Origin of the sequence: Bacteroides ilei (assembly GCF_900128495.1) — a bacterium.
In the GTDB taxonomy this organism is placed as follows: domain Bacteria; phylum Bacteroidota; class Bacteroidia; order Bacteroidales; family Bacteroidaceae; genus Phocaeicola; species Phocaeicola ilei.
Genome location: NZ_LT635801.1, coordinates 3301058 through 3315644, shown reverse-complemented (window position 1 = coordinate 3315644; position 14587 = coordinate 3301058). Strand labels below are relative to the sequence as shown.

Sequence of the window (14587 nt, the reverse complement as noted above, 5' to 3'; positions counted from 1 at the left end):
TGTGGAGAGAATCACGGGCTTGAACCGTTTGCGGGCCGGCCTCCAGCCTCCCTCATCCTCTTGTATATCAAATAAACAAACCCTGCAGTACAAGGGAAAGAACCGGTGTCGGCATCGCTCCAGAAAGGAGGTGTTCCAGCCGCACCTTCCGGTACGGCTACCTTGTTACGACTTAGCCCCAATTACCGGTTTTACCCTAGGGCGCTCCTCGCGGTTACGCACTTCAGGTACCCCCGGCTTTCATGGCTTGACGGGCGGTGTGTACAAGGCCCGGGAACGTATTCACCGCGCCGTGGCTGATGCGCGATTACTAGCGAATCCAGCTTCGTGGAGTCGGGTTGCAGACTCCAGTCCGAACTGAGAGGGGCTTTGGAGATTGGCATCCCGTCGCCGGGTAGCGGCCTTCTGTACCCCCCATTGTAACACGTGTGTAGCCCCGGACGTAAGGGCCGTGCTGATTTGACGTCATCCCCACCTTCCTCACATCTTACGATGGCAGTCTCGCCGGAGTCCTCAGCTTCACCTGATAGTAACCGGCGACAAGGGTTGCGCTCGTTATGGCACTTAAGCCGACACCTCACGGCACGAGCTGACGACAACCATGCAGCACCTTCACAGACGCCTTGCGGCTTACAAGTTTCCTCGTAATTCGTCTGCAATTCAAGCCCGGGTAAGGTTCCTCGCGTATCATCGAATTAAACCACATGTTCCTCCGCTTGTGCGGGCCCCCGTCAATTCCTTTGAGTTTCACCGTTGCCGGCGTACTCCCCAGGTGGGATACTTAACGCTTTCGCTAAGCCGCTGACAGTGTATCGCCAACAGCGAGTATCCATCGTTTACCGTGTGGACTACCAGGGTATCTAATCCTGTTTGATACCCACACTTTCGAGCATCAACGTCAGTGGCGGGTTAGCAGGCTGCCTTCGCAATCGGGGTTCTTCGTGATATCTATGCATTTCACCGCTACACCACGAATTCCGCCTGCCTCAACCGTACTCAAGGACGCCAGTATCAACTGCAATTTTAAGGTTGAGCCCCAAACTTTCACAGCTGACTTAACGACCCGTCTACGCTCCCTTTAAACCCAATAAATCCGGATAACGCTCGCATCCTCCGTATTACCGCGGCTGCTGGCACGGAGTTAGCCGATGCTTATTCATACGGTACCTGCAATGACCTACACGTAGGTCACTTTATCCCCGTATAAAAGAAGTTTACAATCCGTAGGACCTTCATCCTTCACGCTACTTGGCTGGTTCAGGCTCTCGCCCATTGACCAATATTCCTCACTGCTGCCTCCCGTAGGAGTTTGGACCGTGTCTCAGTTCCAATGTGGGGGACCTTCCTCTCAGAACCCCTATCCATCGTCGACTTGGTGGGCCGTTACCCCGCCAACCATCTAATGGAACGCATCCCCATCGCATACCGATGAATCTTTAATCCTACTCGCATGTGCATTTAGGATACCATCGGGCATTAATCTTTCTTTCGAAAGGCTATTCCCGAGTATGCGGAAGGTTGGATACGCGTTACTCACCCGTGCGCCGGTCGCCGGCAATTGAAGCAAGCTTCAATCCCGCTGCCCCTCGACTTGCATGTGTTAAGCCTGTAGCTAGCGTTCATCCTGAGCCAGGATCAAACTCTTCATTGTAGAATATCTTTTCCGGACACATACCCGAAGGTACATATCTTCTTTTTGCTCTGTCCAGGATGCCGATTTCTTTACCTTATTACTATAAAGTATTGACGGTTCTTTCATTCAATCACAACCCCAAAGGGGTCATGACCTTCTTGTACTACATCTTGTTTGTTTATCTAAAGTCTTTCAAAGATCCTGCTTCCTTTTCGAAAGCGGTTGCAAAGGTAAGGCGGATTTTTCTAACATCCAAATTTTTTCGAAGATTTTTTCGGAAAAATTTTTCAGCGCGTCTCCATTGTATGTAAACAACAATGGAAATTCAGGCCGCGGATTCCGGGCTTATCCTTTCTCGCTCCCTTGCCTCCATGCAAGGTAAGATACTCGGTGCAGCGCCTTACGTCCGCTCTCCGCTTACACTGTGTCAATCTCAGATTTGCATCTTTACCGCGTTTCTCTCTCGAAAGCGGTTGCAAAGGTACGCACTTTTCGGAATTCCGCAAGCCTCACGCGGAATTTTTTTCCGCTTTTCCTGTAACCGGATTGTAACACGTTGGAAGGCAGGAATATAGGGAGGAAGATTTTTTCGGGAGGACTGAAGGGGGCTTTACGGGGGACACATACTCCTATTCGGGCGCACGCATGCGCAATGCGCACGTGAGCGCGAAAAAGAACCTGGAATTTCCTGAAAACACCTTCATCTTCTGTAAAAAACGACTTGGAATCATACACAAAACGACTTCATCTTCTACGGAAAATGAACGCATCTTTCAAACAAAACAACAAGACGTTTGGAAAATCGGAAAAAATATTCCGAAAATTCAGTCTTTATATCCAGCCTGATGATGGGAATAATAAAAAAATGACTTACCTTAGCCCTTAAAAACAAACCCTATGAATATACCATCACCATTTGGCTATCCGGTCTACATAATGGCCAAACCAGCCGGTGCATTATGTAACCTACACTGCAGGTATTGCTACTATCTGGAAAAATCCCAACTATATAAAGAAAGCAAAAAGCAAATCATGACCGATGAACTTCTTGACAAGTTCATACGTGAATATATAGAAAGCCAGACAACCCCCAACGTATTATTCACCTGGCATGGAGGAGAACCCTTGCTACGCTCCCTGTTTTTCTATGAAAAAATAATCAAATTACAGAAAAAATACGGAAAAGGCAGAAACATAGACAATTGCATTCAGACAAATGGAACGCTACTGACCAAAGATTGGTGTAAATTCTTCCATGAACACAAATGGCTGGTAGGAGTTTCCATTGACGGGCCGGAAGAATTCCATGACACGTACAGAAAAGATAAAAGACAGGAAGGTACTTTCAAACAGGTAATGCAAGGAATTGAACTATTGAACAAATATCACGTAGAATGGAATGCCATGGCCGCCATCAACAACATCAATGTAAAGGATCCGCTACGGTTCTACCGTTTTTTCAAAGAAATAGGATGCCGTTATATCCAATTTACACCTGTAGTGGAACGCCTCAACAGACATGAAGACGGAAGATACCTGGCTGCCCCCGATGAAACTGAAACGGCAGATGTCACAGACTTTTCGGTTAGCCCCGATGAATGGGGAACTTTTCTCTGCAACATATTCGATGAATGGGTAAGAAATGATGTCGGTTACTATTTTGTCCAACTGTTCGACTCGACCTTAGCCAACTGGGTAGGCGAAGCTCCCGGACTTTGCTCGATGGACAAGACCTGCGGCCATTCCGGAGTCATGGAATTTAACGGCGACGTATACGCATGCGACCATTTTGTCTTTCCACAATACAAGCTGGGGAATATCTATAAAGACACGCTGGTTGAAATGATGTACAGTCCCCGCCAGCTACAGTTCGGACAAGACAAATCCGATAAACTCCCCCGTCAATGCAAGGAATGTGAATACCTTTTCGCCTGCAACGGAGAATGTCCCAAAAACCGTTTCACTCATACACCGTCGGGAGATCCGGGACTGAACTACTTATGCAAAGGGTATTTCCTTTTTTTCAAACACGTTGCGCCCTACATGGATTACATGAAAAAAGAACTGTTAGCCCAACGGGCACCGGCAAACATTATGGAAGCAATATCAAAAAACTATTTAACCTAAAACATTAATTATTAAACTCAATTATGGAAAACAAAAAACACTATCCGATTCCCCCCTCTGCATGGTGGAAAAAACTGACACTCGCCTTTCTGGTGTTATTGACAGGAAACACACTCTACGCATCAGAAATTGACTTCGACAAGGCATTCAGTGAATGTACCAACATTGAAAAACAGATCAAACGTACCAATTTCCCCGAAAAAGTCTACAATATCCGGGACTTCGGCGCACGTCCGGATACCCCCGACGAACCTTGTCACGAGGCCATTAACCTGGCCATTGTCACCTGTAGTCAGAACGGAGGAGGAACCGTACTGGTACCCAAAGGAACTTTCTATACAGGACCGCTCACACTGAAAAGCAATGTGAACCTGCATGTGGAAGAAGGAGCTACATTGAAATTCGTAACCGACCAGAAGTTATATTTCCCGGCAGTCCTCACCCGCTGGGAAGGACTCGATTGCTACAATGCACATCCGCTTATCTATGCTTACGGTGAAACAAACATTGCCATTACAGGCAAAGGAACCATCGACGGCCAGGGATCGATGGAAGCCTGGTGGCCCATGTGCGGAGCTTTGCACTACGGATGGAAAGAAGGCATCGTGAGCCAGAAACTGGGAAGCCGTGAACGTCTGATGGGATATGCCGAACTGAAACGCCCCGTCTATGAACGTGTCATGACACCCGAAGACGGTCTGCGTCCACAGCTCATCAACCTATACCTGTGCAATACAATCCTCATTGAGGACGTAACCCTGCTCAATTCCCCGTTCTGGGTTATCCATCCATTATTGTGTGAAAGCCTGATAGTACGTGGAGTAAAAATATACAACCGTGGACCTAACGGCGACGGGTGCGACCCGGAATCATGCAAAAATGTGCTGATTGAAAACTGCCTGTTCGACACCGGCGACGACTGCATCGCAATCAAATCAGGTCGCAATGAAGACGGACGCAAATGGAACCGTCCAAGTGAAAACATCATTGTGCGCAACTGTGAGATGAAAAACGGACACGGAGGTGTAGTGGTAGGAAGTGAAATCTCGGGAGGCTACCGCAACCTTTATGTCGAAAACTGTATAATGGACAGTCCTGAACTGGACCGTGTAATCCGTATCAAGACCAATACCTGCCGGGGAGGTGTCATTGAAAATATCTTCGTGCGCAACATAAAAGTAGGACAATGTAAAGAAGCAGTTCTGAAAATCAACCTGCAATACGAAAGCAACGAAAAATGCAACCGGGGATTCAACCCCATCGTACGTAACGTACACCTGAAAAACGTGACCTGCGACAAAAGCCAATACGGCATTGTAGCCATCGGACTGGATGACGACAAATACGTTTCGAACATTTCGGTAGAAGACTGCCATTTCAACAATGTAGCCAAAGATGGGAACCGCATTGAAAATGTAAGTGACATTACAATGAAAGACCTGTATATCAACGGGAAAAAAGTAAAGGAATAACATAACAGAAGAGGGGAATGACTCACCACTCCCCTCTTCCGTTCCTTCAACGAATTATGCGATACCGCATAGTTCTATTTCAAAAACCAACGTTGAAAATCCGGGTATCGGACCGGAAGTACGGGCCCCATATCCCAACTCATAAGGTATATAGACTAACCATCGGTCGCCTACATGCATCATCTGCAAGGCTATCTGCCACCCGTCAATCACATCCGAAAGCCGCAAAGCCTCGGGACAGTTACGTTTCCATGAATTGTCAAACTCATGCCCATCGGCCAGTGTCCCTTTATAATGCACCGATACGATACTGCGCAAACCAGGTGTACGGGTTCCTGTTCCCTGCTGTAAAACCTTATAGAGGATTCCCGACGGATGTTTCACCACCCCCTCTTCCGAGGCAACCCTCTCCAGAAACTCCAGATTCGCCTTCCTGTATTCTTCTTTCTTTGCCATAATTTAAAAAAAACGCCATTTTCAACTCTGTTTCCTATATTCCCCGGGAGTCACGCCGGTTTCCCTCTTGAACAGACGGATAAAATGTTGCGGATACTGAAAGCCTAAAGAGTAAGCCACTTCACTGACACTCTGACCTGATCCCAGCAATCTGTGCTTGGATTGCTCTATCACTTTCCGTTGGATATATTCCTGTGCTGTCCGTCCGGTTTCCTTCTTGATCAGATCACCGAAATATCCGGGCGACAGACAAATCTTGTCGGCAAAGAATTTTACCGACGGCAATCCGTTCTTCGACTCATCCCCGTTAAAATAATCGTTCAGCAATTGTTCAAAACGGGTAAGGATATCACTGTTCACCTTGGCACGGGTACAGAACTGCCGGTCGTAGAAACGGAGGCAATAATTGAGCACCAGCTCAATGTGTGCATTCAGCAGACTACGGCTATGCTTGTCTACCGGATAATCAAGTTCATACTCTATCTTATGCAGACAATCTATAATAATATCACGTTCTTTTTCAGAAAGATGCAGGGCTTCATTTTGGGCATAATCCAGAAAAGTATATTGTCCTATCTTGTCACCCAAAGATGTGCCATGAATCAAATCGGGATGAAACAGCAGACCATAGACTTCGGGCGAAATCTCATTGTCAAGCATCTCTACCTCAACTGTCTGTCCCGGAGCAAAGCTCACAATGGTCCCCTCCTGGTAATCATAATTCCGACGGCCATACTTTAACGTACAGTTCACCCCATTTTTAAGAAACAAGGCATAAATACCGTAATTCACTTTCACATGATTCAGCATACGCGTAGCCTTGGTCAAGTCCACAACTGCCACTAACGGATGCAAGGTAGGCAACCCATAAAGCCGGTTATAGGTGTCAATACTGTCTAACTGAATAATCTGATCCATATTTCACATTCTACTTACTACTTACACCACAAATGTAAAAACTAAAATCAAATAAATAATACTTATACATATATAAACAGCAATCCGGGTTATTCTTCCCTTAATCTGTATACAGCCATTCCTTCCGGCATCCGTTAATTTTGCAATGTCGAAAATCCAAAAGCTATGAAAAAATATTTGATCTATTTATTGTTGACAATAATGAATTTAACAACAACTGTTATGGCACAGACTAAAATCAAACAAACTGCAGGAAGAGAGCAGTTGGGTACCTTTGCACCCAAATTTGCGGAATTGAATGACGATGTACTTTTCGGTGAGGTGTGGAGCCGGACCGACAAATTAGGCCTGCGTGACAGAAGTATGATAACCGTCACTTCTCTGGTCAGTATGGGGATAACAGATACCTCTCTGAAATACCATCTGCAGACGGCAAAAAAGAATGGCATCACCCGTACTGAAATTTCCGAAATCCTCACCCACATAGGTTTCTATGCCGGATGGCCTAAAGTATGGGCTGCATTCAATCTGGCCAAAGAAGTATGGAATGACGAGACAACTACAGAAAAGGAAGATGCCAAAGCTACATTCCAGCGTGAAATGATCTTCCCAATCGGGGAACCGAACACAGCTTATGCCCGTTATTTCACAGGGAACAGCTATCTGGCTCCGATTTCATCCGAACAGGTGAGCATAGCCAACGTTACGTTTGAGCCGGGATGCCGGAACAACTGGCACATCCATCACGCCACAAAAGGCGGAGGCCAGATGCTTATCGGAGTAGCCGGACGAGGATGGTACCAAGAAGAAGGCAAACCGGCCGTTGAAATCCTGCCGGGCACAGTTATCCATATTCCGGCCAACGTAAAACACTGGCACGGAGCCGCTACCGACAGTTGGTTCGCCCATCTGGCATTTGAAATTTCCGGTGAGAATACCAACAATGAATGGCTGGAACCGGTAACCGATGAATTATATAACCACTTATCCGAAAAATCACATGATTAATATTTCAAGATATATCATATCTGTAACGGCCGCCATATTGATAGGAATACCCAATCTGAAGGCAACCGACAACAATAATTCAAACAAGCAATCTATGGAAAACCTACAACTGACAGACGAATGGGATAAAGTATTCCCGAAAAGTGACAAAGTCAACCACAGCAAAGTCACATTCAAAAACCGCTACGGCATCACACTGGCAGCCGACTTGTACATACCTAAAAATGCGGAAGGCAAACTTCCAGCCATTGCTGTAAGCGGACCGTTTGGAGCTGTCAAGGAACAGTCATCCGGGCTTTACGCCCAGACTATGGCCGAAAGAGGCTTCCTCACAATAGCCTTCGACCCTTCCTTCACCGGTGAAAGCGGTGGAGAACCCCGTTACGTAGCATCTCCCGACATCAATACGGAAGATTTCTGCGCTGCAGTCGACTATCTTTCCATACGTGACGACGTAGATCCGGAACGGATCGGTATCATCGGTATCTGCGGATGGGGAGGATTTGCACTGAACGCCGCCGCCATCGATACCCGGATCAAGGCTACAGTCGCCTCAACCATGTATGACATGAGCCGTGTAAACGCAAACGGATATTTTGATTCAATGGACGAGAACCAGCGTTACGAGCTCCGCAAGCAACTGAACGCCCAACGCACCGCCGATGCCAAAAGCGGTACATATGCACTTGCCGGAGGTGTAGTAGACCCGTTACCTGCCGACGCTCCTCAGTTCGTGAAGGACTATTATGCCTACTACAAGACTCCACGCGGATACCACAAGCGTTCACTGAATTCCAATAACGGATGGAACAAGACTTCCGCCCTATCGTTCATCAACATGCCTATCCTTTCATACAGCAGTGAAATCAGAAATGCGGTACTCATTATCCACGGTGAGAAAGCACACTCACGCTATTTCAGCGAAGACGCTTTCAAAAAGCTGAAAGGAGACAACAAAGAACTGATGATTATTCCAGGAGCCAGCCACGTAGACTTATATGACAATCTGCAAAAGATTCCATTCGATAAAATAGAGAAGTTCTTTCATGAATATCTGAAATAACCGTCCATCGTTTTAGTTTTGTACAAATAATGCACTTTGTCCCGTAAAAAAGGCCAAAGTGCATTTTTATTTATACACGACGATCATTGCTTTTTCTTTCCCTCACGATTTCAACAATCCAGGCTGCCAACAAACCTATACCACCACACAATAAGACTGAAGCCCCATAGATAATAGAAACAAGTGTATCCATATCATCAATATAAACACGAGCCTGACCGCTCCTCATACTGACTTCCAGAAAAAAGCCAAGTAACAGCCCTAGCCCGACTCCAATAGCCAGACATCCCAGACGTAAGACTGAATAGGAGCCTCCTATCAGATTCATATTATTGTGCAGCAACTTTTCTTTCAAGCCTTCGGGAGTCAATTTGTCTATTACCATAATCCGTTCACGACGGCCTACAAACAATTCGAATATCTTATAAATAACAATCCATAAAATACCGACAATAAATACAGCGTCCATAATCAATATCTATTTATTAAATGTGAATAATTTTGTTTCTTTGCCCTATTAGACGCAGATACCTGCAAATGGTTACATTTCAGGTAACAAAAAATTTTTTTTATTTCTCTGTAACCTCTCTGGTAATACAGCGTCTAATAGGACAAATGAAAAGTGACGAACTACATATCATTACCCGTATCCTGAACGGTGCTACCGATGAATACGCCTATTTCCTCGATACCTACGGGCAACAGGTATTCAACCTGATTGTCCGCATGGTCAGTTCACCGGAAGACGCCGAAGAGCTGACACAGGATACATTCATGAAAGCGTTCGAACACCTACAGTCCTTTAATGGCAACAGCTCTTTCTCCACCTGGATATACCGCATAGCCTATAATACGGCACTTACAGCATTGAGAAAAAAAGATGCAGAGGTATTGTCCATTGATGACCGGCTTTGGTCAAACCTGTCGGACACGGAAGTAGACGATGCCCTCGATGATGACTCGGAAGAACAGATAGCCAAACTGCAACATGCTTTGGACAGACTTTCGCCCGACGAACGGGCACTCATCACTTTCTTTTACGAAGAGAACAAACCTGTTTCAGAAATTGCCCATATACTGAATCAGGCAGAAGGAAACATTAAAGTAAAATTACATCGGTTAAGAAAAAAATTATATATCTTAATGCAGGAGGACAACTAATGATGAAAACAGACAAAGGACTGAAGAAAGCGGCAGAAAACCGACCTACATTCAAACTGCCCAGCAACTTTACCTACCGCATGATGCAGCAGGTAAACCAATATGCATACCTGCACGAAAAAAAACAGGAAAGACGTACTTTTCTTGCCATATGGATAATTGCCATAACTCTAGGAACAGGTACTGCCATCGTATTGGGACGGTTATACAAAGAACAGCTGGCAGACTTTTTCAACCGACTGCCCGATTGTTCGACAATCATATTCTGGCTACCCGCGGTTATCGCCGCATTCCTGCTGCTGATATTCAATTTCTGGCTGCAGAAGAATATCAGACAACGCCTGTTAAAATAATCATTCCCTACTTAATGCAATAAAAGACAGGAAGCCCGTTCCGGAACCGGAGCAGGCTTCTTGTCTTTCAGTATGTTCCTATCGGTTACTGGCGATAATTAGCCAATTCTTCAGCTTTGAACTTACGGATAAAATTGAAATGCTTCTCCACTTCCGACTCGGCATAGTTCACATATACATCGAGCGACTTGGCAAACAATTCCGGCGCCCTCATTGCATCCTGCATCAACAGATGACTCATTACATTTACGGCCGCCATTTCATAAAGACGACGTGCCACCAGATCCAGCAGTTCCTGGTTCTGGGCTTCCTTCACTGCATTGGTGCAAGTCTCGAACTTACGGGTCATCTCCTTGATTCGGTCCAGGTAAGCCTCATATTCAGGAGCACACGGCATGGCCTCGAATTCATGCAGAGTGGCAGCATAAGAGCCATTGGTTACATAACGGATAGCGGCTACAGTCTGTAGCTGGGTTGTACCTTCATAGATACTGGTAATACGGGCGTCACGGTAAATACGCTGGCAGGCATATTCCATCATGAAACCGGAACCACCATGTACCTGGATGCAGTCGTACGCATTCTGGTTGGCATATTCAGAATTCATACCCTTTGCCAACGGAGTAAAGCTGTCGGCCAGTTTAGCATAGCGTTTCTGTTCCTGACGTTCTTCCGGAGTCAACTTACGTTCACGGGCAATATCGTCCAAAGCCTTATAGATATCCACATAGCGGGAAGTCTGATACAGCAAAGCACGCCCAGCATCCAGTTTGGCCTTGATGGTAGCCAACATGTCGTACACTGCCGGGAATTCGATAATCGCCTTACCGAACTGCTTACGGTCTTTTGCGTATGCCAACGCCTCATCGTAGGCAGCCTGGCTCAAACCTACTGACTGTGCCGCGATACCCAAACGGGCACCGTTCATCAATGCCATGACATATTTGATCAAACCGAGCTTGCGGTCGCCGCAAAGTTCAGCCTTCGCATTCTTGTAAACCAGTTCACAAGTCGGAGAACCATGGATACCCAGCTTATTCTCAATACGACGCACATCTACACCACCGTCATTCTTGTCATAAATGAACATAGACAAACCACGACCGTCGTGAGTTCCCTCTTCCGAACGGGCCAACACCAGATGCAGATTGGCATCACCGTTCGTGATGAAACGTTTCACACCGTTCAGACGCCAGCACTTATTGGCCTCATCGTATGTGGCTTTCAGCATTACACTCTGAAGGTCGGAACCGGCATCCGGCTCAGTCAAGTCCATAGACATTGTTTCACCGGCACAGATACGCGGAATGAAACGACTGTGCTGGTCTTCATTACCAAATTCATACAGTGTTTCAATACAGTCCTGTAAAGACCAGATGTTACCGAAACCAGCATCGGCCTGTGCCACAATTTCTGCACACATGGTGTACGGTGTAATCGGGAAGTTCAAGCCACCGAAACGGCGGGGCATTGTCATTCCGTTCAAACCGGCCTTGACCATAGCATCCAGGTTCGCCTTTGTACCCGATGCATATTCCACACGGCCATTGGCATGATGCGGACCTTCCTGGTCTACTCCTTCGGCATTGGGCGCAATCACTTCACCTGTGATTTCACCGGTAATTTCCAACACTTTATCGTAAGAGTCGAGAGCATCCGCATAATCCTGCGGTGCATAATCGTACTCATCTTTATCTCTATAATCGCGTTCTTTCAACTGACAGATACGCTCCATCATCGGATTGTTCAAGTGAAACTTGAGTTCCGGATGTTCTGTATAAAAGTTTGCCATTATTTACTGTTCTTTTTGTAATACTTAATCATTTTCGGAATCACCTCTTCCACCGTTCCGTTGATTACATAATCAGCGATAGCATTGATCGGCGCATTCGGATCACTGTTCACAGAGATGATGATACCCGCATCCTGCATACCGGCTATGTGCTGAATCTGTCCGGAAATACCGCATGCGATATACAATTTCGGATGTACCGTAACACCGGTCTGACCAATCTGGCGGTCGTGTTCACAGAAACCGGCGTCGACTGCGGCACGACTGGCACCTACTTCAGCGTGAAGTTCCTTTGCCAGTTCGAAAAGCATATCAAAACCTTCCTTACTACCCATACCATAACCACCGGCAACCACGATAGGCGCACCTTTCAGGTTATGCTTTGCCTTTTCGACATGACGGTCGATCACTTTCACTACATAATCGGTTTCAGGCACATACTTAGCCACATCGTGACGGATTACCTCACCCTGATAACCAGCATCTACGATTTCTTTCTTCATCACACCTTCACGGACGGTAGCCATCTGCGGACGATGTTCCGGATTGACAATGGTAGCTACAATGTTACCGCCGAATGCCGGACGGATCTGGTACAACAGATTTTCGTATGTAACACCACTCTTCTTGTCTTCATGGCTGCCGATCTCCAACTGGGTACAGTCGGCTGTCAGACCACTTGTCAGAGCTGAAGATACACGCGGGCCAAGGTCACGGCCGATAACGGTTGCACCCATCAGGCAGATCTGAGGCTTTTCTTCCTTGAACAAATTCACAAGGATAGAAGTATGAGGGAGTGAAGTATAAGGGAACAAGCCCGGGGCATCGAACACATGTACACGGTCTACCCCGTATGGCAAAACTTGTTTTTCTACATCTGCAAGGTCACTGCCGGCACAAATGGCTTCCAGTTGGCATCCCAACTGATTGGCTAGCTTACGGCCTTTAGTCAAAAGTTCGAGACTGACATCGGCAACATGCTTGCCTTCCATCTCACAATATACAAATACGTTATTCATAGTCTTTATCCGATAGTATGGTTAGCCAACAGTTCAACAATCAAATTCTCTACATCCGCATCACTACCTGTGATCGTCTTGCTTTCCTTAGCCTGGAAAATGATATTCTCAATCTTCTTCACTTTAGTAGGTGAGCCCGACAAACCACATTGCTTGGTATCACCGTTGACATCGGCTACACTCCATTCAGTAATATTCAGATAAGGACGGCTCTCATACAGGGAAGCATAAGGCAACTCAGCCCCCTCTTTCGTAATGGCAGCTTTTTCCTGACCGCCCAAAGCCCGTTTATACTTCTGAACCAGTTTCGCATTACGCGGACGGCAAGGAGCCGCACTCCCATTTACCGTCAATACGACAGGAAGCGGCGCTTCTACGGTTTCCACGCCACCGTCGATATGACGTTTTACACGAATATGGCCATTGGCTACTTCTTCAATCTCTTCTACATAAGTAACCTGAGGCAGGCCCAATTTTTCGGCAACCTGAGGACCTACCTGAGCAGTATCACCGTCAATTGCCTGACGCCCGCCAACAATGATATCATATTCACCGATCTTACGGATAGCCGTAGCCAATGCATATGAAGTGGCCAACGTATCGGCACCGGCAAAAGCACGGTCAGTAAGCAAATAACCGTTGTCAGCACCTCTGTATAAACCTTCACGGATAATTTCTGCGGCACGGCCCGGACCCATTGTCAGGATAGTGACAGTTGAACCGGGATGTGTGTCTTTCAGTCTGAGTGCCTGTTCCAAGGCGTTCAAGTCTTCCGGATTGAAGATTGCCGGAAGCGCCGCACGGTTAATGGTACCGTCGGCATTCATGGCGTCTTTCCCGACATTACGGGTATCGGGAACCTGTTTTGCCAAAACTACGATTTTCAAACTCATTAGATTATTATTTTGGTATTAGTAATTTTCTGGCAGCAAATTTAATCAAACGATTTGTTCTGCAAAAAGATATAACAAGAAAATGCAGGATACCTAGTATCTATAAAAGAGTTATATCCCTCCGATCAAAGACAAGCCCCGACTGCTGCCTCAAGCTCTTCCAATGCAGGTAACGGATTATCTGTATAGACAGCCCGTATAACCAGATCCGGACCGACAATATAAATCCGGGGAATTGTCACAGTACAGAACAGTTCATAGACAGAACGGTCTTCCTGAGCGGAATAAGGCATCGAAAGCCCGGCCTCCCGCCAATAGGCATCTACCTGACTTTCACCTTCCTCACGACTGATGCAACAAATCATAACCGAGTCATTTTCGCGATATCGGTCATATAACCGCTGGATAACCGGCAATTCTTTCCGACAGTCCGGACAATCCGTATTGAAAAAGACAATCACCCCCGTCTTTCCTTCAAACTGAAAAGAAGAAACAGTTTCACCGGTATTCATCTTGACAACAAACGAAGGCAATACGTCACCTACCATAACACGCTCCTCCGCTTCGGGTATATCATCCTGTATACACGAAACCGTTACAAACATACATAACAACACCAAAAAACAACGGCAATACAACATCATCGGTCAAGTCTAAATGTTTAAAGAAGTGAATTGAAAAGCATCCGGCTC

The 14587-nt window shown here is 46.3% G+C and carries 13 protein-coding genes and 1 rRNA gene; 6 read left to right on the top strand and 8 right to left on the bottom strand.

The window, feature by feature from the left end; genetic code table 11:
• Positions 1-123: 123 nt before the first annotated feature.
• Positions 124-1651, bottom strand: a 16S ribosomal RNA gene (locus tag BQ7489_RS14105).
• Positions 1652-2530: 879 nt separating this feature from the next.
• Between BQ7489_RS14105 and BQ7489_RS14090 the strand changes: the two genes are divergently transcribed.
• Both BQ7489_RS14090 and BQ7489_RS14085 read left to right on the top strand, forming a co-directional pair.
• A complete protein-coding gene (locus tag BQ7489_RS14090) occupies positions 2531-3760 on the top strand; it encodes an anaerobic sulfatase-maturation protein (protein WP_072531587.1) in 1230 nt (409 codons plus the stop codon).
• Between the two features lie 23 nt (positions 3761-3783).
• Complete coding sequence (locus BQ7489_RS14085; RefSeq protein WP_083580624.1) at positions 3784-5232, top strand: glycoside hydrolase family 28 protein; 1449 nt, start codon at positions 3784-3786, stop codon at positions 5230-5232.
• Positions 5233-5286: 54 nt separating this feature from the next.
• Here the strand turns inward: BQ7489_RS14085 and BQ7489_RS14080 are convergent, their stop codons facing one another.
• Both BQ7489_RS14080 and BQ7489_RS14075 read right to left on the bottom strand, forming a co-directional pair.
• Positions 5287-5688, bottom strand: a complete 402-nt coding sequence (locus tag BQ7489_RS14080) for a BamJ family beta-barrel-assembly machinery protein (RefSeq protein ID WP_072531586.1) — start codon at positions 5686-5688, stop codon at positions 5287-5289.
• 21 nt (positions 5689-5709) lie between these two features.
• Entirely contained in the window at positions 5710-6606 is an 897-nt protein-coding gene (locus tag BQ7489_RS14075) for a helix-turn-helix domain-containing protein (RefSeq protein WP_072531585.1), read from the bottom strand.
• Positions 6607-6771: 165 nt separating this feature from the next.
• Between BQ7489_RS14075 and BQ7489_RS14070 the strand changes: the two genes are divergently transcribed.
• Entirely contained in the window at positions 6772-7614 is an 843-nt protein-coding gene (locus BQ7489_RS14070) for a carboxymuconolactone decarboxylase family protein (RefSeq protein ID WP_072531584.1), read from the top strand.
• Positions 7607-8677, top strand: a complete 1071-nt coding sequence (locus tag BQ7489_RS14065; protein ID WP_072531583.1) for an alpha/beta hydrolase — start codon at positions 7607-7609, stop codon at positions 8675-8677. Before BQ7489_RS14070 ends, BQ7489_RS14065 begins: the two co-directional genes overlap by 8 nt.
• Before the next feature lie 70 nt (positions 8678-8747).
• Here the strand turns inward: BQ7489_RS14065 and BQ7489_RS14060 are convergent, their stop codons facing one another.
• A complete protein-coding gene (locus tag BQ7489_RS14060; protein ID WP_083580620.1) occupies positions 8748-9146 on the bottom strand; it encodes a DUF6249 domain-containing protein in 399 nt (132 codons plus the stop codon).
• A gap of 146 nt (positions 9147-9292) precedes the next feature.
• Between BQ7489_RS14060 and BQ7489_RS14055 the strand changes: the two genes are divergently transcribed.
• Both BQ7489_RS14055 and BQ7489_RS14050 read left to right on the top strand, forming a co-directional pair.
• A complete protein-coding gene (locus BQ7489_RS14055; RefSeq protein WP_072532202.1) occupies positions 9293-9838 on the top strand; it encodes an RNA polymerase sigma factor in 546 nt (181 codons plus the stop codon).
• Positions 9838-10191 (top strand): hypothetical protein, encoded by a 354-nt coding sequence (locus BQ7489_RS14050; RefSeq protein WP_072531582.1) that lies wholly within the window; start codon positions 9838-9840, stop codon positions 10189-10191. Before BQ7489_RS14055 ends, BQ7489_RS14050 begins: the two co-directional genes overlap by 1 nt.
• Positions 10192-10276: 85 nt before the next feature.
• Here the strand turns inward: BQ7489_RS14050 and BQ7489_RS14045 are convergent, their stop codons facing one another.
• The 4 genes from BQ7489_RS14045 to BQ7489_RS14030 form a co-directional block, all read right to left on the bottom strand.
• Positions 10277-11983 carry an acyl-CoA dehydrogenase family protein gene (locus BQ7489_RS14045; protein ID WP_072531581.1) on the bottom strand — a complete coding sequence of 569 codons (1707 nt, stop codon included), beginning with the start codon at positions 11981-11983 and terminating at the stop codon, positions 10277-10279.
• Complete coding sequence (locus BQ7489_RS14040) at positions 11983-13002, bottom strand: electron transfer flavoprotein subunit alpha/FixB family protein (RefSeq protein ID WP_072531580.1); 1020 nt, start codon at positions 13000-13002, stop codon at positions 11983-11985. The genes BQ7489_RS14045 and BQ7489_RS14040 overlap by 1 nt, the downstream gene beginning before the upstream one ends.
• A gap of 5 nt (positions 13003-13007) precedes the next feature.
• Positions 13008-13895, bottom strand: coding sequence for an electron transfer flavoprotein subunit beta/FixA family protein (locus tag BQ7489_RS14035; protein ID WP_072531579.1), 888 nt, complete (start codon positions 13893-13895; stop codon positions 13008-13010).
• 125 nt (positions 13896-14020) lie between these two features.
• The gene (locus BQ7489_RS14030; RefSeq protein WP_239496961.1) at positions 14021-14500 is read right to left on the bottom strand and encodes a peroxiredoxin family protein; all 480 of its coding nucleotides are present in this window, start codon (positions 14498-14500) and stop codon (positions 14021-14023) included.
• Between the last annotated feature and the right edge of the window lie 87 nt (positions 14501-14587).